Source organism: Amycolatopsis sp. NBC_00348, assembly GCF_036114655.1.
Taxonomy (GTDB): domain Bacteria; phylum Actinomycetota; class Actinomycetes; order Mycobacteriales; family Pseudonocardiaceae; genus Amycolatopsis.
Window position 1 is genome coordinate 484697 of sequence record NZ_CP107994.1, and the last position, 16809, is coordinate 501505.

The window sequence follows — 16809 nt, forward strand, 5'->3', positions numbered from 1 at the left end:
CGACCTGCCTCCGCAGGCGGCGGCCGCGGCTGGGAGACTGCCGGGGTGAGTGGAACGGTGCTGGTGCTCGGCGGACGCAGTGAGATCGGGCTGGCCGTGGCGAAACGCCTGGTCAGCGGGGACGCGCGACGGTTCGTCCTGGCTGCGCGGCCGGGCGCGGACCTCGCCGGGGAGGTCGCCGCGCTGCGTGAAGCCGGCGCCGAAACCGTCGAAACCGCGGACTTCGACGCCGACGACCTCGCCGCGCACGGCGCATTCCTGGAGAAGGTCGCGGCCGACCACGGGCCGCTGGACGTCGTCGTGCTCGCCTTCGGCATCCTCGGCGACCAGGAGCGGGCCGAGTCCGACGCCGCCCACGCCGCGGCGATCGTCCACACCGACTACGTCGCCCAGGTCGGCGTCCTGACCCACGCCGCGAACCTCCTGCGCGCGCAGGGCCGCGGCCGGCTCGTCGTGTTCTCCTCGGTGGCCGGGGTGCGGGTGCGCCGCGCGAACTACGTCTACGGCTCGGCGAAGGCCGGTCTCGACGGCTTCGCGAGCGGCCTCGCCGACGCGCTGCACGGCTCCGGCGTCCACCTGCTGCTGGTCCGCCCGGGCTTCGTGATCGGGCGGATGACCGAGGGCATGGCGCCGGCGCCGTTCTCGAGCACGCCGGACCAGGTCGCCGACGCGACCGTCGCCGCGCTGCGCCGCGGCCGCGGGGTCGTCTGGGTGCCCGGCGTACTCCGTCCGGTCTTCTTCGCGATGCGCTTGCTGCCGCGCGCGATCTGGCGCCGGATGCCGCGGTGACCCGCTAGCCGGGACGCGTGTGTCGGCCGCCACAGCCCATTCCCGTGCGCGCTCCGGCACGGTGCGTCGCGAAATCGGCCGATGGGCCCGGCTTTGCTCGGCCGTTCGGGCAGCGTCACAAGCTTTCAACAAGTTTCTCAGGTAATTCCCAGCTAACGCGGTGATCCTCGAACACAGGGGTTCCATCGAGGGAAGCAAGGGGAAACTTGTCGTGCTGTTGTCGTCCCGGGGGCGCCGCATCGGCGGCCGAGTCGCGCTCGGCGTCGTGTCGACGCTGGTGCTCGCGGCCACCGGGTACGCGTGGTCGCAGCTGAGCAAGCTGGACGACGGCATCGTCACGGCGAACGTCATCCCACCCGCCGCGCAGATCGACGGTGACACTGTCGCAAATGGCGAACCGCTGAAGATCGCCCAGAACATCCTGCTCGTCGGGATCGACGCCCGCACCGACGCGTACGGCAACCCGTTGCCGCAGAGCGTTCTCGACGCCCTGCACGCGGGCAGCGGCGACGACGGCGGGGACACCACGGACACGATGATCGTGGTGCACATCCCGGCCGGCGGCGCCGCGGCGACCGCGATCTCGATCCCGCGTGACTCCTATGTGGACATCGCGGGCGGCTACGGCAAGCACAAGATCAACTCGGCCTACAGCCGCGGCAAGAACGCCGCGATGTCCGGGTTGCGCGCCCAGGGCCTCTCGGGCGCGCAGCTGGAGGTGGCGGCGAACGAGGCCGGCGCGAAGACCGCGATCCAGACCGTCGAGAAGTTCACCGGCCTGACCGTCAACCACTACGCGTCGATCAACCTCGCCGGGTTCGACGCGCTGTCGCAGGCCGTCGGCGGCGTCGAGGTCTGCCTCAAGGCGCCGGTGCACGACACCTACTCCGGCGCGGACTTCCCGGCCGGGCCGCAGACGCTGTCCGGCGCCCAGGCGCTCGCGTTCGTCCGGCAGCGCCACGGGCTGCTCAACGGCGACCTCGACCGGATCGCGCGGCAGCAGGCGTTCCTGTCCGCGATGGCGAAGACCGTCCTCAACGCCGGCACGTTCACCAGCCCGTCGAAGCTGAACGCGCTGGTCAGCGCGGTGCAGGGCTCGGTCGTCCTGGACAAGGGGTGGGACGTCCTGAGCTTCGCGCAGCAGCTGCGGGGGATGACGTCGGGCGCGATCGGCTTCGCCACGATCCCGGTGCAGAGCCTCTCGCTGGCGACGCCGTCCGACGGCGACGCGGTGAAGGTCGACCCGGGCCAGGTCCAGCAGTTCGTCCGCACGGCGATCAGCACGCCGGCGGTGCAGGCGTCCGGTGACGAGGTGGCGGGCGGCGTCAAGCCGGTGGCCGCGACCGGCACGTCGACGCCGGACCCGGGCAAGACGCCGGACACCTCGGGCAGCACGAAGCAGCCGGCGACCTCGACGGCCGCCGGCTGCGTGAACTGAGCGATCAGACGAACGCGGACTGCCCGGTGATCGCCTTGCCGACGATCAGGGTGTTCATCTCACGCGTGCCCTCGAAGGAGTAGATCGCCTCGGCGTCGGCGAAGAAGCGCGCGACGTCGTAGCCGAGCACGATCCCGTTGCCGCCGAAGATCTCGCGGCTCCAGGCGACGACCTCGCGCATCCGCGACGTCACGAACGCCTTGGCCAGCGACGAGTGCTCGTCCTTGAAGATCCCGGCGTCCTGCAGGCGGGCCAGCTGCACGAGCATGCCCCACGACGCCGTGATGTTCCCGAGGCTCTTCACGAGCAGGTCCTGCACCAGCTGGAAGCGGGCGATCGGCCGGCCGAACTGCTGCCGCTCCTGCGCGTAGGCGAGCGCGGCTTCGTAGGCGCCGATCGCCACGCCGAGCGCCTGCCACGCGACGCCGCCGCGGGTGGCGCGCAGGATCTCCGCGACGTCGCGGAAGGAGTTGATGCCCTGCAGGCGGTTCGCCTCCGGCACGCGGACGTCGGTCAGGGTGATCTCGGCGTTCTCGACGATCCGGAACGCGATCTTGCCCTCGATCTTCTCCGCCACGAAGCCCGGCATGTCCTTCTCGACGACAAACCCCTTGACGTGGTTGTCGTCGACGTCGCGCGCCCACACGACGATGTAGTCGGCGAAGGTCGCGTTGCCGATCCACTTCTTGGCGCCGTTGAGGATCCAGGCGTCGCCGTCCCGCTTGGCTGTCGTGCGCATGCCGCCCGCGACGTCCGATCCGCCGAGCGGCTCGGTCATCGCGAACGCGCCGATCTTGTCCATCGCGGCCATCTCGGGGAGCCAGCGGTCACGCTGCTCCTGGCTGCCGCCGGAGTAGATCGAGTACATCGCGAGTCCGTTGTGGACACCGAAGAACGTCGCGACCGACGCGTCCGTGCGGCTCATCTCCATCGCCATCATGCCGGTGAGCAGGTGGCTGACCGCGGGCTTGTGCGCGCCGTAACCCTCGTAGGGCAGGCCCGCGAGACCGCTCTCGCGGAACATCCCGATCAGTTCCTTCGGGAAGGTGCCCTTCTCCCAGTTCTCGTTCACCAGCGGCTTGACGTCGTTCTGCATGAACTCGCGCGCACTCACGAGCAGCTTGCGCTCGTCGTCCGGCAGCAGCGCCTCGAAGTCGTAGAAGTCGGCGGTCAGCTTGTCCTTGAGCGGTTCCATGTCAGTTCTCCTCCACTGCTTTCAACACTGCGAGCTGCTTGCGGTCGCGCGTCTCGGAAAGCTCCGAGTACGTGGAGGAGCCGTAAGCCTTTTCGACGGCTTCGATCAGCCGTTCCTGCTCTTCGGGACTCTGGCTGGGGTTGCCCAGCCCGGCCCACATCTGCTTCATCGACTTGCCGATGTGCTCGGACATGTGCCGGTAACCGCCGGGGCCGCCGCCCAGGTGCGAGCCGAGGAACGGCCCGACCGTGGCCCAGCGGATGCCGAGCGAATTCGTGATCACCTTGTCGAGGTCCTCCGGCGTCACGACGCCCTGCTCGACGAGGTAGATCGCCTCGCGGCTCAGCGCGTTCTGCAGCCGGTTGCCGACGAAGCCGGGCACTTCCTGGTGTTCGACGACCGGCGTCCGGCCGAGGAAGGTGTAGAAATCGACGGCCTGCTGCACGGATTCGTCGCTGGTGCGCTCGCCGGGGACGACCTCGACCAGCGGGAGCAGGTGCGGCGGGTTGAACGGGTGTCCGATGAGGACCCTGGACGCGTCTCCCAGGTCACCGGTGAACGCCGTCGAGGGGATGGCGCTCGACGAGCTCAGCAGCAACGCGTGCTGCGGGGCCTCCTTCACGAGCGTCGCGAACAGGTCCTTTTTGAACTCGACGTTCTCGGGTCCGTTCTCCTGCACGACATCCGCGTCCTTCACGGCTTCGGCGACGTCGGCGGCGATGTGCACCCGGCTCGCCAGTTCGCCGGCGGTCGTGCCGAGGTGCGGTGCGAACGTCTCGAGTGCGTCGGTGATGGCGTCGGCGAGGTCGGGGCGCGGGTCGCTGACGCGGACGGTCAGGCCGTGGTGGGCGAACAGCGCCGTCCAGGACAGGCCGATGGTGCCGGCGCCGATGATTGCCGCGTTCTTCATGATTGGGCTCCCTTGAGGTAGTCGAAGACCGGCTTGACCGGAGCGAGCGTCAGGTCGGTGAGGATGTGGCTGGCGGACACGACCTCCAGCACGGGCAGGTCGGCCAGCGGGGCCAGGACGTGCTGGAACAGCTGCAGCCGCGCGGGACCGGTGTAGGCCTGCTTGACCACGACGTCGGTGATCTCGGTGCGGACCAGCTCCTGCACGCGCGGCGTGCCGTCGTAGTCCGGGACGGTCTTGAGCATGAACGTCGGGACGGTGATCTGCTTCTCCGCTTCGCGGACGTCCAGCTCGTGGTGCTTGTAGCCCATGGTCGCGGTCGCCACCCGGAGCGTCCCGTAGTCCAACGTGCCCACGAGAACGCCGTTGTCGACATACAGACTCGGGCTGCCGACGGTCTTCGGGTACGCGCTCACCTCGCGCCCGGACGCCGTCGCCGGGAAGTTGTCGAGGTACATCGCGTGCAGGTACTCGCCGCGCTCGCCGTCGAAGCTGACCTCGATCGCCTGGCCGGACTCGGTGTACGGGCCGTAACCGGAGACGTCGCCCATCTTCATGACCTCGAAGCGCACCAACGGTTCTTCGACCTGAAGCGGCTCGGGCACGACGGCGCGCAGGGCGTCGGCGTCGGTCCGGTAGACGATGTTCAGGTACTCGCGATTGGTGAACCTCGGGACCACGGGCGCGAACGCCGGGGCGGTCAGGGGAGTCGTCACGTGCTTGCGGACTTCGTCGATCTTCATGTCACTCACCGGTCCACTTCGGAGCGCGGCGCTCGGCGAAGGCGGTCATGCCCTCGCGGACGTCGGCGGACTGCATCAGTTTCTTGATTTCTTCGCCCTGCACGGCCGCGGGATCCGCGGCTCGCATGATCTTCTTGACGGCGGCGAGCGCCAGCGGCGCGTTCTCCGCCAGCTTCTCGGCCAGCTGCAGCGCGACGGCGGCGGCGTCCCCGCTCGGCGTCACACGGTTGACCAGGCCCAGCTCGCCCGCGCGGCGGCCGGTGACGGGCTCGCCGGTGAGCAGGAACTCCATCGCCAGGTGGTGCGGGATCCGCTTCGGCAGCCGGATCACGCCACCGCCGGCGGCGATCAGCCCGCGCTTGACCTCGGGCAGGCCGAGGCGGCTGTCCTCACTGGCGACGATCAGGTCGCAGCCCAGGGCCAGTTCGAACCCGCCGCCCATGGCGAACCCTTCGACGGCGGCGATCAGCGGCTTGGTCAGCTCGGCCTCGGTGAGGCCGCCGAACCCGCGTCCCGGGATCTCCGGCGACTCGCCCTTCAACGCGGCCTTGAGGTCCATGCCGGCGCTGAAGGTGTTCTCGGCGCCGGTGAGGACACCCGCCCGCAGCGCCGGGTCGGCTTCCAGCTCGTCCAGCGCGGCGGCCAGCCCGGCGGCGACGGCGGCGTTGACCGCGTTGCGGGCCTGCGGCCGGTCGATGGTGATCAGCAGGGTGCTGCCGATCCGCTCGGTGCGTACTTCGGTCATGGTCCTGCTTCTTTCTCAGAGTTCCGCGAGGACGTCGGCGGTGTCCTGGCCGGCCAGCGGGGCCAGGCGGCGGATCGAGCCGGGCGTCGCGGAGAACTTCACCGGGATGCCGACCGTGCGGATGGTGCCCTCGCTCGGGTGCTCGACGGCGTCGAGCAGGTGGCCGTCGCGGACGTACGGGTCCTCGTGCGCCCGGTCCAGCTCCAGCACCGGCGCCATCGGGATGCTGTGCTTCGCGCAGACCTCGGCCCACTCCTCGGTGGTCAGCGCCGGGGCGCACGCGGCGATCTGCCGGGTCAGCCACTCGTTGTCGGCGCGGTCGATGGCCTCGCCGTTGACGCGCGGGTCCGCGGCCAGCTCCGGCCGGCCCGCCGCGGCGAAGAAGTCGCGGAAGTTCTTGGGGTTGTAGGGGATCACGCAGGCGAGGCCGTCCTTGGTGGGGACCGCGGCGTGGCCCTTCGTCATCGACAGCGCGAAGCCGGTGGGGCCCTCGGCCGGCTCGTAGGTGTGCCCGGCGAGGTGCTCGACCAGGTTGAACGCGAGCAGCGTGTCCGTCATCGGGATCTCGATCTGCTGGCCCTGGCCGGTCCTGTCGCGGTGGACCAGCGCGGCGAGCACGCTGTAGGCGATGGTCAGCGACGACACCTTGTCGCCGATGATCGTCGGCAGGTAGACGGGCTTGCCCAGGGCGCGGTTCGCGACGTCGACCAGGCCGGAGGAGGCCTGCACGGTCTCGTCGTAGGCGGCGTTGCCGGCCTGCGCGGAGTCGCCGCGGAAGCCCTGCGCGTGGGCGTAGACCAGGCGGGGGTTGCGTTCGGCGACGTCGGCGTAGTTCAGCCCCAGGCGGGCCAGCGCGCCGGGGCGCATGTTGGTGATCAGGATGTCGGCCGTGTCGATCAGCTTCAGGGCCTGCTCGCGCTCGGCGTCGTCCTTCAAGTTGAGGGCCACGCTGCGCTTGTTGCGGTTGACGTTCAGGTTCAGCGGGGTCATGCCCGGCGTGGTGCGGTACTGGCCCACCCGCACGGTGTCCGCGGGGGACTCGATCTTGATCACGTCGGCGCCCAGGTCACCGAGGATCTGGGCCGCGTACGGGCCCATGACCACGGTCGAGAGGTCGATCACGCGCACGCCGTCCAGCGGGCCGGCGGCGGTCGGGGTGATGTCCGTCATCATTCGTCCTTTCGCGCCTTGCTTCGTTGCTCTACTTACGAAGCTAGGCGCGATGGCGATGAAAGGGAATGATCATGATGCGCACAATGGTGTGACCGCGGCGATCATACCATTGTGGTTTAGGTGGCGATCGGTTCCTTGAAGACGTCTGTCGCGGCTTCGACGAGTTCCCGCAGGTCGCCGTCGGCGCGGTCGCGGCGCCAGAGCAGGCCGGTGTCCAGCTGGGGCCGGAAGTCGGTGAACGGCAGCACGATGACGTTGTCGAGGCGGTAACCGTGCATCGGGCTCCGGTCGTCCAGCATGGAAATGGAAAAGGCCTCGCCGCTGGAAATGATTTCGGACGTTCCGCCGTAACCGGTGTTGGTGAGGCGAATGCGGTTCTTGACGCCCAATTCACTCAACTGGTGGTCGAGCTGGTCGAAGTACGCGGGCGTGATGTCCCCGGGTGAGGCGACGTACGGGAATTCGGCCAGCTCGGCCAGCGTCACCGAGTCCCGCCCGGCGAACATGTCGGCCGGGACGACCGCGCCGAGCCGCTCCGACATCACCGGCAGCTGCTCCAGGGCCGGATCGGTGACCGGCAGCCGGGCGAGGGTGAGCGCGAGCTTCCCGTCGTGCACGCCCTGCACGAGGTCGGCGGTGGTGCCGGGCCAGCGCTTGACCTCGTAGCGCGCCTTGACCAGCTCGGCGAGGGCGTTGACGCGGTCCCGCAGGTCCGGGTGCACCCCGGCGGGCATGCCGAGGAAGACGGTGCTGCGCTGCGGCCGCGTCGCCTCCTTCAGTTTCCAGGGGATCGCGCCGACCTGCTCGAGGACGTCCCGCGCGAGCGGCAGCAGGGCGGTCCCGGCGGCGGTGAGCGTGACGTGGTGGGTGCTGCGGTCGAACAGCTGCTGGCCCAGTTCGTGTTCGAGGTCCTTGATCCGCTGGCTCAACGGGGACGCGGCCATGTGCAGCTTCCGAGCCGCGGCCGAGAAGTTCAGCTCCTCGGCGACCGCGACGAAGTAGCGCAGGTGCAGCATCTCCATCCCCAGACCCTAACGACCCACGCCGCCACCCCTCCCATCACGTGCCACGCCCCCAACCACACGAGATCCCCCTCCAATCACACGAGTCACGCGCCCAATCACGCGAGTTCCGCCCCCGATCACGCGAGTTCCGCGTCGGATCACGCGAGTCACGCGTCGGATCACGCGAGCCGACCCTCCAGGCACGCGAGCCGACCGTCTGGGTACGCGAACCGACTGTCCAGGTACGCGAGTTCGCCGTCCCGGTACGCGTTCAGTCGGCCGATGCGCCGCGGCGGACCAAGGCGAGCAGCCGGGCGGGGTCGCCGCCGGAGAGGGCGATGCCGGTCGCGAGCAGGAGGAGGTCCAGCTCGGTGACGTCGGGGGCGACGGCGCCGGCGGCGCGGGCGCGGCCGAGCAGGGCGGCGGCGGTCGTGTTCATCGCGGCGTGCCAGCCGGCGAACAGGCTCTCGTGCTCGCCCACGGGATCGGCGAGCGACAGCGCGAGGGCGCGCTTCGTCCGGACGTGCTCGACGAACAGCCCGAGCCACGCGAAGAGCGCTTCGCCGGGCTCGTCCGCGTCGAGGTCCGCGCGGCTTCGCAGCTCCGCGACTTCGTCGGCGTACACCGCGACGACCAGTTCGCGCCGGTTGGGGAAGTGCCGGTACATCGTCGCGTTGCCGACGCCGGCGCGGCGGGCGACGCGGTCGAGCGGCGTGTCCGGCCCGTCCTCGGCGAAGACGTCTTTCGCGGCGGCGAGCAGCAGCGCCTGGTTGTCCCGCGCGTCCGACCTGCGGGCCCGTGCCGTCATGCTGCTCCCTTGCCAAGTGGGGATATCCCCGGTTAGCGTAGCCGAACCCTAACCGGGGAAGTCCCCATTTAAGGAGTGTCCATGGACGCCGCCGAAGTCCACCGCCGGCTGATCGCGCTGACGCCGTTCACGGCCGAGAGCGTCGCCGAAGGCCTGCGCTACATCGACCCGGACGTGGTCGACCACCGCGGCGGCGCGGGCGGTGACCACCACGGCATCGACGCCTGGCGCGCGAAGTGGGAAGCCATGCTGGACGGCGAGTTCTTCGCCGACTTCCGCGACGTGGGCGTGCGGGTCGAGCGCAACGTCGCCGACGGCGAGTTCTCGGTCAACCGCTACACGAGCACGGGAACGCAGCTCTCGACCGGCCGCAGTTACGCCGTGACCAGCATGGACATGATCCGCGTCCGCGACGGCCGGGTCGTCGAGCACTGGGCCGTGATGGACGTGACCGACCGCGCGGCCCAGCTGGCACCGCCGTCCTGACGCGGATCTCGCGTGCTTGGACGCGGATCTCGCGTGATCGAGCGCGCGACTCACGTGATTGAAGGCGGATCTCGCGTACTTGGAGGGTCGGGTCAGACGGGGCCGGCCAGGGGGAGGGTGATGGTGAACGCGGCGCCGCCTTCGGGGGCCGGGCCGGCTGTCAGGTCTCCGCCCATGCGGGTGACCAGGGCGTGGACCAAGGCCAGGCCGATGCCCGAGCCGACCGGGCGGCGGTCGCGGTAGCGGGCGTTCAGCACGCCGCGCTCGAAGGCGACCGGGTAGTCCTCCGGGGCCAAGCCCGGGCCGCCGTCGCGGACGGAAAGCTGGGCGTTGGGGCCGGACAAAGACAGCGAGAAGACCATGGGGGCGCCTGAGGGGGTGACTCGGAGGGCGTTCTCCGCCAGGCCGTCGACGACCTGGTGCAGGCGCCGGGCGTCGGCCCGCACCGGGACCGGGGAAGACGGCGCTGTAATGGACAGCTGTACGTTTTCTCGGGCGCACCGCAGCTGCCAGACCTCGGCGCAGTCGCGCAGCAGCGCGCCCAGGTCCAGGGTCGTGACGTCCAACCTGAACTCGTCGGCGCCCAGCCGGGCCAGCTCCAGCAGGTCCGTGACCAGGCGTTCCAGCCGCGCGGCCTCGCGCTGGATCGTCTGCCCGGCGCGCTGGGCGTCGTCGCCCGACGCGACGCCGTCCGCGATCGCCTCGGCGAAGCCCGTCACCGCCGTCAACGGCGTCCGCAGCTCGTGCGACACCGACAGCAGGAAGTCCCGCTGCCGCGCCTCGCTGTGGGCGAGCGCGTCGGCCAGCGAGTTCAGCGAACCCGCCACCTCCGCGACCTCCCGCGGTCCCTCGACCGGCACCCGGACGTCCCGCCGGCCGGCCCGCAACGACCCCGCGGCCGCGGCCGCCCGGCGCAGCGGACGGCCCAGCAGCCGGCCGGACACGAACCCGGCCGCGGCCGCCACCAGCAGCCCGATCCCCAGCGCGAACGCGATGTTCCGGACCAGCGCGCGCTGCGTCGTCTCCGCGTTGCGCGCCGGCAGGACCAGCGCGAACGCCGCCCCGCGCGTCCCGACCGCCCGCGTCTCCACCAGGTACTGCGCGCCCGCGACCAGCACCCGCTCCGAGTGCGCGGCGCCGAGTCCCGCCTTCGCCGCCGCCTGCACCGACACGGCGTCCCCGACGGCCTGGCCGCCCGCGCGCCGCACCACGACCGAGATGCCCTGGCCGCGGACGACGTCGGCGACCTTGCCGACGCCGAGCCGGTTGCCGATGCCGCTTTCGTCGAGCTGCGACGCGACGACGTCGGCCTGCGCGGACAGCGACGACTGCAGCACGTTGTCCGCCGTGGTCCGGATCAGCCGTGCCGCCACGAACCCGGCCACGATCACCGCGATCCCGGCGACGGCGAGGCAGACGAGCGTGATCCGCCCGGCGAGCGTCCCGCGGTACCTCACGCCGGGTCCGCCGCGTAGCCGATGCCGCGGACCGTCCTGATCGGACTGGCCGCGCCGAGTTTCGCCCGCAGCTGCGCGACGTGGACGTCGACCGTGCGCGTGCCCGCCGCGGCGGCGTAGCCCCAGACGGCGCTGAGCAGCTGGTCGCGCGAAAGCACCTGCCCCGGGTGCCGGAGCAGGTGCGTGAGCAGGTCGAACTCCGTGGACGTCAGGGAAATCTCCGTCTCGCCGGCCCAGGCGCGGCGGCTCGTGAGGTCGACGCGCGCCGCGCCGACGGTGAACGCCGAGGGGGCCGGCGCCGCGCCGGACGCGCGTCGCAGCACGGTCCGGACCCGGGCGGCCAGCTCACGCGGGCTGAACGGCTTGGTCAGGTAGTCGTCGGCGCCGATCTCCAGGCCCAGCAAGCGATCCAGCTCGTCGTCGCGGGCGGTGACGAACAGCACCGGCGTCCAGTCGCCGGCCGCGCGCAGCGTCTTGCAGATCTCGATACCGTCCATTCCGGACAGTCCGATGTCGAGCACGATCGCCACCGGCTTGAGCCGCCGGACGGCGTCGAGCGCGCGGCCGCCGTCCGCCTCGACGTGCACGCCGAAGCCGTCCCGCTTGAGGTAGAGCGCCGCCAGCTCGGCGATCGCGGCCTCGTCCTCGACCACGAGGACGAGGCCGCGCCCCGGTGACCCCATTGCTGCTCCCGTCTCCGCCGTCGCCCCCGGGGAGACGCTAGCCGGTCAGGGGGAGCCGTCGTCGTTCATGTCGGACTCGACGCCGTTGAGCGTCGACTCGATGCCGCTCAGCTCGGACGACGCCGGGGAAGTCCCGGAGCCGGGCGAGCCCATCAGGTTGTCGCGGCAGGCCGAGCAGCCGAGCGTGATGAGCGCGGCCGCCCCGACCGCGGCCGCGATCCTCGCCGCCCTCACTTGGTCGGCGCCGGGGCCGCGGGCTTGCAGTGGGCGGACGCGAAGGCGTCGAGCTTCTGCTTCGCCGTGTTCAGCTCGCCGACCTTGCCCTGCCGCTTGGTGGCGCGCTCGTCGAGCTTGGTGGCGCGATCGTTGTGCCCCGCCGTGCGCTGGTCTTGGGCGCGGGCCTTGAGGTTGGCGACCGAGCCGGCGACCTCGGCGCCGCCGTTGATCCGCTTCTCCAGGTTGTCGGCCCGCTTCTGCAGCTTCGGCACCCAGTCGCCGCAGACCTGCTGCGACTCCTCGGGGCTGAGCGTGATCGGCGCGACCGGCGCCGGGGACGTCGTCTGGGCCGAGGCCAGCGGCGCCAGCGCCAGCAGGCAGGCCGCGCTCCCGGCGCCCGCCAGTGCCAGCCGCCGCGTCCAGATGGGTCCGCGCATGGTGTCTCCCTCAGGAAGGTTTCCGGGTACGAGGAGAACTCTGGCGGGCCGGTGTTCGGGCGGCGTGCGCCTCATGTTCGGGCTGTGTAAGGCCCACGGTGATCGACGTCCGCGCGAGGTCGAACGTCAGGGTGTCGCCCAGCACCGGCAGCGCCGGGTCGAACAGCTGCCCGTCGGTGCCGCCGAGCAGCAGCCCGAGCCGGTGCCCGGCCGGGACGACGTGATCGAGGCCGCTCAGCGTGAACGTCATCGGGTACGCCCGCCCCGGCACGAGCGGCTCGCCGTGGCGCAGCGACGCGTGGTGCCCGAGGTCGGCCCAGCCGGTGGCGACGATCTGGTGGTCGACGTGAACGAGGTCGGTGGCGGTGTCCAGGAAGCACGCGCTGTCACCGGGCCGGCTCACGCCCCAGCACGACCGGGTGGTCAGGGTCTTGATCCCGCTGCCGTAGTTCGCGGTGTTCCGCACGTCCGCGGGGCCGTAGTCGACGAGCGCGACGCCGAGCCGCGCGGCGGGCTTGTCCGACGACGCGGTGATCGTCACCGACGGCGTCCCGGCCAGCCGTACCGGCGCCGTCAGGGGAGCGCCGGTGAACCGCGCGGCCGACGTCCCGGCCGCCCACTGCTCGCGGCCGACCGCCGGATCGTCGACGACTGTGGCCGTGCCGGAACCACGCCGGCCGAGCGTGCCGTCGGCCGCCGGCCGGAACGTCGTGGCGGCGGTCGCGGGCGGCCAGGCCCGGACGTCCGTCCACCGGTCCGGCGTGGTTTCCAGGTGCACGGCGGGCTCGTGCTCGACGCCGTTGCGGACGCCCCGCAGCCAGCGGTCGAACCAGCGGCCCAGCGTGTCCACCCACCGCGCCCGCTGCAGGTCGAACGGGTCGACGTGGCCGGCCTGGCTCAGCCACGCCTGGCGCGGCACTCCCGCCCGGCCGAGCGCGGCCCAGTAGGCGGCGAACTGGTCCGGGCCGACGACGCTGTCCCCGAACCCCTGCGCGATCAGCACGCTCGCGCGCACCCGCCCGGCCTGCGGGACGTAGTTCACGCTCTGCCAATAGGCGTTGTAGTCACCGTCCGTGCCCATGCGCGCCTTGACGTCCGCCTCGAACGGCTGACACAACCGCGCCGCGCGGTCGTTGTAGGTGAAGGCCGACCCGGTGTTGTCCGGCGTCGCCAAGGGCGCGCCGTTCGCGACGAGCTGGGCGTAGTTGTCGGCGACGCCTTCGATCGGCACGATCGTCTTCAGCCCGGGGATCCCGGACGCGGCCATGCCGATCGCGGTGGCACCGTCCTGGGACTTGCCGATCGCGCCGACGTCCCCGGTGGCCCAGTCCGCCGTCACCGGGCGGCCGCCGTCGGGCGCGTCGAAGGCCTTCGCCCGGCCGTTGAGCCAGTTCACGACGGCGTTGCCGTCGGCGACGTCGTCGAAGCAGCCGGACGAGCGGTTCGTGCCGCCGACGTCGGCCAGCACCACCGCGTACCCGCGCGGCACGAAGTAGTTGTCGAGGAACAGCGGGAACTGCTCGGGGGTGCCGTCCGGCGCAAACGTTTTCTTCTGGGACTCGTTGCCGCGGCCGCAGCACGCGAAGTACGGGCTGACGTCGAGGATCACCGGGACGCGCTCGCGCCCGGCGGGCCGGACGACGTCGGCGGCGACGCGGTCGGGCCTGCCGTCGTGGTCGAGGTCGGCGCCGGTTTCGACCCACGCCGTCGCGCGGACCGGGCCGGTTTCGGCCGCCGCCGCGGGCGCGAGGACCGCCGTCGTGACCAGCGCGAGCAGGAACCCCAGTGTCAGCCGCATGGCGCCAGTATCACTTCTGGTACGCCGCCAGGAAAAGCTCCATCGCGGCGTCGACGGCCTCGCGGTCGCCGGTCGTGACGAGGTCCAGCAGCAGGCCGCGGGTGACGGCGAGGCCGAGCCGGGCGTGCGCCGGCCGGTCGGCCTCGGGGACGCCGTAGTGCGCGAGCAGGGCCTCGATCGGGCCGAGCCAGTCGTCGACGACGCCGTCCAGGAACTCGGTCGTGCCCGGGGTGCCGCCGAGGGCCTGGCCGTAGAGCTGGAAGAAGAGCTTCTCGTTGGCGCGCAGGTCCTCGTCGGTCAGCCGCCGCCAGAACTCGCGGCCCTCGCCGACGTCGGCCAGGGCCGTGCGCTGCCGGGCCTCGACCTCGCGCGCGACGGCCGTGAGCAGGCCTTCCTTCGAGCCGAAGTGGTAGATGAGCATGCGGTGGCTGGTGCCGAGGCCGGCGGCGAGGGCGCGCAGGCTCTTGCTCGCGCCGCCGTGGTGGGCGATGTGGTCGATCGCCGCGTCCAGCAGCTTGGCGCGCGGGCTTGTGTCGATCATGTACCAGATGGTACACGTACCAAATGGTACAGAGCATTTCCGTCCGTGGCCGGACGTCCGCGTCGGCCGGCACCGTCTACGCCCTCCTCCGCGACGGCGCGAGCTGGCCGACGTGGTCGCCGCTGGAGTCGTTCGAGCTGGTCAGCGAGGGGGAAGGGGAGCCGGAAGGGCTCGGCGCGGTCCGGCTGTTCCGCACCGGCCGCACCCGCTCGTACGAGCGGATCGTCGCGCTGGAGCCCGGCCGCCGGTTCGGTTACGCGCTGGAGCACGGCCTGCCGCTGCGGGACTACGTCGCCTACGTCGACCTGTCGCCGGCCGACGGCGGCACCGAGATCCACTGGCATTCGACGTTCACCGCGAAGATCCCCGGCACCGGCTGGTTCTACCGGCGGATCCTGGGCGTGTTCATCAAGCGGGTGGTCGCCGGGCTGGTCGCCGCGACCGAGGCACGCGTCGCCCCATAAAGTGGGCATATGTCAGCGCCACGACGGGGATCGACCGGCCGCACCCAGGAGGAGCGCAGCGCGGCGATGCGCGTCCGGCTGCTCGACGCGACGATCGACTGCCTGGTCGAGTACGGCTACGCGGGCACGACGACCACCCGCGTCGCCGACCGCGCCGGCGTCACGCGCGGCGCGCAGGTGCACCACTTCCCGACGAAGGCCGACCTGGTCACCTCGGCGATCCGGCACCTGGCGGCGAAACGCACCGAGGTCGCGATGGCCGAACTGGACCGGCTGCGCGCGTCCACCGACCCGGTCGGCGACGCGCTGCAGCTGATGTGGGAGATGCACCAGGGGCCGGTGTTCTCGGCGACGGTGGAGCTGTGGGTCGCGTCGCGGACCGACGCCGAGCTGCGCCGCCAGATGGCCGTGGTCGAGCCGATCGCGACGTCCAGCCTGGTCGAGTTCGGCAAGGCCCTGCTGCCGGAGCACGCGGGGCACCACGAGTTCCTGCACGCGGTGTACACCGCGATGGACGTCGTGCGCGGCATCCTCATCGCCAGCTGGGCCACCCGCGACCAGGGCGAGCTGGACGCGCGCTGGGAACGCGGGCGCCGCCACCTGCGGATCCTCTTCGCCACGTTGATGGCTCCCACCGCCTGAATCGCGTGTTACTCTCTTTGGGAAAGTGAGGAGACGCGCTGTGCACCCGGACCCGTACGACCGCGACTGCCCGACCCGCCAGCTGCTCGACCGCATCGGCGACCAGTGGACGGTCCTCATCGTCGGCGCGCTCACCGACGGCCCGCTGCGGTTCACCGAGATCGCCCGCCGCGTGGACGGCATCTCCCAGAAGGTCCTGACGCAGACCCTGCGCAGCCTGGTCCGCGACGGCATCCTCACCCGCACGGCGTACGCGGTCATCCCGCCGAAGGTCGAGTACGAGCTGACGTCGCTGGGGCGCAACCTTTCCGAGCCGCTGGAGATGCTGGACCGGTGGGCCCGCCGGCACATGACGTCGGTCCAGGACGCCCGCGACGCCTACGACGCGGAGCACACACCCGCGTCCGCGTGACGCTGGACAGCTCAAGGACAATTCCCGGCGGGGATACCGCCTGGCCCGCGGCCCCGGTGACACTGTGGAGGACGGCTCCACGGCTCCGGGGAGGGAATCCATGGCGTCCGCTTTTGCCGTGCTCAACGAAACCCTGCCGCCGCCGGGGCCGGAACTCGTCGGGATCACCGCGCTGGTGGCCGCCGCGGTCGTGGTGACGGCGTTCGCGGTGCCCGCCGACGGCCGGCGGAGTGTCTTCTACCGGGCCAACTTCCTCGGCACGCTCTTCCACGAAGGCGGCCACGCGCTGGTGAGCATCCTGACCGGCGGCGGCGTCCTCCGTGTCGCCATCGACAGCCCGGAATCCGGCGGTACCTGGAGCCGGGAGCCGTCGGCGCTCGCCGCGATCCTGACCATCGCCGCCGGCTACGCGATGCCGCCGCTGGCCGGGCTGGGCGCGGCGGCCCTGCTGCACCGCGGGCTCGTCCCCGCCGTGCTCACCCTGACCCTGGCCGCGATGGTGTTCCTCCTGCTGTTCACCCGGGACGTGCTCACCTTCGTGGTGGTCGTCGCGGTCGGGGCGATCGTGTTCGGCGCGTTGCGCTGGGCGCCGCCCTGGCTGAAGAACGGCGTCGCGTACGCCGAAGCGTGGCTGTTGCTGACCAGTGAGATCGGCGGGCTGCGCGCGATCGTCTCCAACCGGTTCCAGGACGGCTTCGGCGGTCAAGAGGACGACGCCGCCATGCTGGCCCGGAGCACGGGGATCCCCGGTTTCGTGTGGATCGCCGCGTGGTTCGCCCTCATCACCTGGGCGGTGTGGCGCGCGGTCCCGTTGCTGTGGCCGGTGTGAAATCGGCGTGAGGCCGCGCATCTTTCACGGCGAAAGTGG

At 71.5% G+C, this 16809-nt stretch carries 20 protein-coding genes; 7 read left to right on the forward strand and 13 right to left on the reverse strand.

Features of this window, described 5'->3' with window-relative positions; translation table 11 throughout:
• Positions 1–45: 45 nt before the first annotated feature.
• Positions 46–789 (forward strand): SDR family NAD(P)-dependent oxidoreductase, encoded by a 744-nt coding sequence (locus OHS58_RS02295; RefSeq protein WP_328646979.1) that lies wholly within the window; start codon positions 46–48, stop codon positions 787–789.
• Positions 790–1000: 211 nt separating this feature from the next.
• Complete coding sequence (locus OHS58_RS02300) at positions 1001–2227, forward strand: LCP family protein (RefSeq protein WP_328646980.1); 1227 nt, start codon at positions 1001–1003, stop codon at positions 2225–2227.
• A gap of 4 nt (positions 2228–2231) precedes the next feature.
• Here OHS58_RS02300 and OHS58_RS02305 read toward each other — a convergent pair whose 3' ends face one another.
• The 7 genes from OHS58_RS02305 to OHS58_RS02335 form a co-directional block, all read right to left on the reverse strand.
• Positions 2232–3422 (reverse strand): acyl-CoA dehydrogenase family protein, encoded by a 1191-nt coding sequence (locus tag OHS58_RS02305; protein WP_328646981.1) that lies wholly within the window; start codon positions 3420–3422, stop codon positions 2232–2234.
• A 1-nt stretch (position 3423) separates the two neighbouring features.
• Positions 3424–4332: a 3-hydroxyacyl-CoA dehydrogenase NAD-binding domain-containing protein gene (locus OHS58_RS02310; RefSeq protein WP_328646982.1), complete on the reverse strand. Its 909-nt coding sequence runs from the start codon at positions 4330–4332 to the stop codon at positions 3424–3426.
• The gene (locus tag OHS58_RS02315) at positions 4329–5075 is read right to left on the reverse strand and encodes an acetoacetate decarboxylase (RefSeq protein ID WP_328646983.1); all 747 of its coding nucleotides are present in this window, start codon (positions 5073–5075) and stop codon (positions 4329–4331) included. The genes OHS58_RS02310 and OHS58_RS02315 overlap by 4 nt, the downstream gene beginning before the upstream one ends.
• A gap of 1 nt (position 5076) precedes the next feature.
• On the reverse strand, positions 5077–5820 hold the full coding sequence (locus OHS58_RS02320) for a crotonase/enoyl-CoA hydratase family protein (protein ID WP_328646984.1): 744 nt from the start codon (positions 5818–5820) through the stop codon (positions 5077–5079).
• Positions 5821–5835: 15 nt separating this feature from the next.
• Positions 5836–6990, reverse strand: a complete 1155-nt coding sequence (locus OHS58_RS02325; RefSeq protein ID WP_328646985.1) for a CaiB/BaiF CoA transferase family protein — start codon at positions 6988–6990, stop codon at positions 5836–5838.
• Positions 6991–7109: 119 nt separating this feature from the next.
• Positions 7110–8015, reverse strand: a complete 906-nt coding sequence (locus OHS58_RS02330) for a LysR family transcriptional regulator (RefSeq protein WP_328646986.1) — start codon at positions 8013–8015, stop codon at positions 7110–7112.
• Between the two features lie 253 nt (positions 8016–8268).
• The gene (locus tag OHS58_RS02335) at positions 8269–8805 is read right to left on the reverse strand and encodes a TetR/AcrR family transcriptional regulator (protein WP_328646987.1); all 537 of its coding nucleotides are present in this window, start codon (positions 8803–8805) and stop codon (positions 8269–8271) included.
• Positions 8806–8886: 81 nt separating this feature from the next.
• Between OHS58_RS02335 and OHS58_RS02340 the strand changes: the two genes are divergently transcribed.
• Positions 8887–9291, forward strand: a complete 405-nt coding sequence (locus OHS58_RS02340) for an ester cyclase (protein WP_328646988.1) — start codon at positions 8887–8889, stop codon at positions 9289–9291.
• 92 nt (positions 9292–9383) lie between these two features.
• Here the strand turns inward: OHS58_RS02340 and OHS58_RS02345 are convergent, their stop codons facing one another.
• Genes OHS58_RS02345 through OHS58_RS02370 form a run of 6 tightly spaced genes read right to left on the reverse strand, consistent with a single transcriptional unit; the run spans position 9384 to position 14423 of the window.
• Positions 9384–10748 carry a sensor histidine kinase gene (locus tag OHS58_RS02345; RefSeq protein ID WP_328646989.1) on the reverse strand — a complete coding sequence of 455 codons (1365 nt, stop codon included), beginning with the start codon at positions 10746–10748 and terminating at the stop codon, positions 9384–9386.
• Positions 10745–11431, reverse strand: coding sequence for a response regulator transcription factor (locus OHS58_RS02350; RefSeq protein ID WP_326943094.1), 687 nt, complete (start codon positions 11429–11431; stop codon positions 10745–10747). Before OHS58_RS02350 ends, OHS58_RS02345 begins: the two co-directional genes overlap by 4 nt.
• Positions 11432–11476: 45 nt before the next feature.
• Positions 11477–11665 carry a hypothetical protein gene (locus OHS58_RS02355; protein WP_326943093.1) on the reverse strand — a complete coding sequence of 63 codons (189 nt, stop codon included), beginning with the start codon at positions 11663–11665 and terminating at the stop codon, positions 11477–11479.
• Positions 11662–12084 (reverse strand): hypothetical protein, encoded by a 423-nt coding sequence (locus tag OHS58_RS02360; protein WP_326943092.1) that lies wholly within the window; start codon positions 12082–12084, stop codon positions 11662–11664. The genes OHS58_RS02355 and OHS58_RS02360 overlap by 4 nt, the downstream gene beginning before the upstream one ends.
• A 10-nt stretch (positions 12085–12094) precedes the next feature.
• Positions 12095–13882, reverse strand: coding sequence for a CocE/NonD family hydrolase (locus tag OHS58_RS02365; RefSeq protein WP_328646990.1), 1788 nt, complete (start codon positions 13880–13882; stop codon positions 12095–12097).
• A 10-nt stretch (positions 13883–13892) separates the two neighbouring features.
• Entirely contained in the window at positions 13893–14423 is a 531-nt protein-coding gene (locus tag OHS58_RS02370; RefSeq protein ID WP_326943090.1) for a TetR/AcrR family transcriptional regulator, read from the reverse strand.
• Between the two features lie 23 nt (positions 14424–14446).
• Here OHS58_RS02370 and OHS58_RS02375 point away from each other — a divergent pair, with 23 nt between their 5' ends.
• From OHS58_RS02375 to OHS58_RS02390, 4 genes are all read left to right on the forward strand, one after another.
• Entirely contained in the window at positions 14447–14887 is a 441-nt protein-coding gene (locus OHS58_RS02375) for an SRPBCC family protein (RefSeq protein ID WP_328646991.1), read from the forward strand.
• 66 nt (positions 14888–14953) lie between these two features.
• Entirely contained in the window at positions 14954–15529 is a 576-nt protein-coding gene (locus tag OHS58_RS02380) for a TetR/AcrR family transcriptional regulator (protein WP_326951604.1), read from the forward strand.
• 40 nt (positions 15530–15569) lie between these two features.
• Positions 15570–15941 (forward strand): winged helix-turn-helix transcriptional regulator, encoded by a 372-nt coding sequence (locus OHS58_RS02385; protein WP_326943088.1) that lies wholly within the window; start codon positions 15570–15572, stop codon positions 15939–15941.
• A 100-nt stretch (positions 15942–16041) separates the two neighbouring features.
• A complete protein-coding gene (locus tag OHS58_RS02390) occupies positions 16042–16770 on the forward strand; it encodes a M50 family metallopeptidase (protein ID WP_328646992.1) in 729 nt (242 codons plus the stop codon).
• The last annotated feature ends 39 nt before the right edge of the window (positions 16771–16809 follow it).

Excerpts from the sequence above, each read along its gene's own strand:
- OHS58_RS02305 (WP_328646981.1), bottom strand. The coding sequence starts at position 3,422 with ATGGAACCGCTCAAGGACAAGCTGACCGCCGACTTCTACGACTTCGAG.
- OHS58_RS02310 (WP_328646982.1), bottom strand. The coding sequence starts at position 4,332 with ATGAAGAACGCGGCAATCATCGGCGCCGGCACCATCGGCCTGTCCTGG.
- OHS58_RS02315 (WP_328646983.1), bottom strand. The coding sequence starts at position 5,075 with ATGAAGATCGACGAAGTCCGCAAGCACGTGACGACTCCCCTGACCGCC.
- OHS58_RS02320 (WP_328646984.1), bottom strand. The coding sequence starts at position 5,820 with ATGACCGAAGTACGCACCGAGCGGATCGGCAGCACCCTGCTGATCACC.
- OHS58_RS02325 (WP_328646985.1), bottom strand. The coding sequence starts at position 6,990 with ATGACGGACATCACCCCGACCGCCGCCGGCCCGCTGGACGGCGTGCGC.
- OHS58_RS02330 (WP_328646986.1), bottom strand. The coding sequence starts at position 8,015 with ATGGAGATGCTGCACCTGCGCTACTTCGTCGCGGTCGCCGAGGAGCTG.
- OHS58_RS02335 (WP_328646987.1), bottom strand. The coding sequence starts at position 8,805 with ATGACGGCACGGGCCCGCAGGTCGGACGCGCGGGACAACCAGGCGCTG.
- OHS58_RS02340 (WP_328646988.1), top strand. The coding sequence starts at position 8,887 with ATGGACGCCGCCGAAGTCCACCGCCGGCTGATCGCGCTGACGCCGTTC.
- OHS58_RS02350 (WP_326943094.1), bottom strand. The coding sequence starts at position 11,431 with ATGGGGTCACCGGGGCGCGGCCTCGTCCTCGTGGTCGAGGACGAGGCC.
- OHS58_RS02360 (WP_326943092.1), bottom strand. The coding sequence starts at position 12,084 with ATGCGCGGACCCATCTGGACGCGGCGGCTGGCACTGGCGGGCGCCGGG.
- OHS58_RS02365 (WP_328646990.1), bottom strand. The coding sequence starts at position 13,882 with ATGCGGCTGACACTGGGGTTCCTGCTCGCGCTGGTCACGACGGCGGTC.
- OHS58_RS02370 (WP_326943090.1), bottom strand. The coding sequence starts at position 14,423 with ATGATCGACACAAGCCCGCGCGCCAAGCTGCTGGACGCGGCGATCGAC.
- OHS58_RS02375 (WP_328646991.1), top strand. The coding sequence starts at position 14,447 with ATGGTACAGAGCATTTCCGTCCGTGGCCGGACGTCCGCGTCGGCCGGC.
- OHS58_RS02380 (WP_326951604.1), top strand. The coding sequence starts at position 14,954 with ATGCGCGTCCGGCTGCTCGACGCGACGATCGACTGCCTGGTCGAGTAC.
- OHS58_RS02390 (WP_328646992.1), top strand. The coding sequence starts at position 16,042 with ATGGCGTCCGCTTTTGCCGTGCTCAACGAAACCCTGCCGCCGCCGGGG.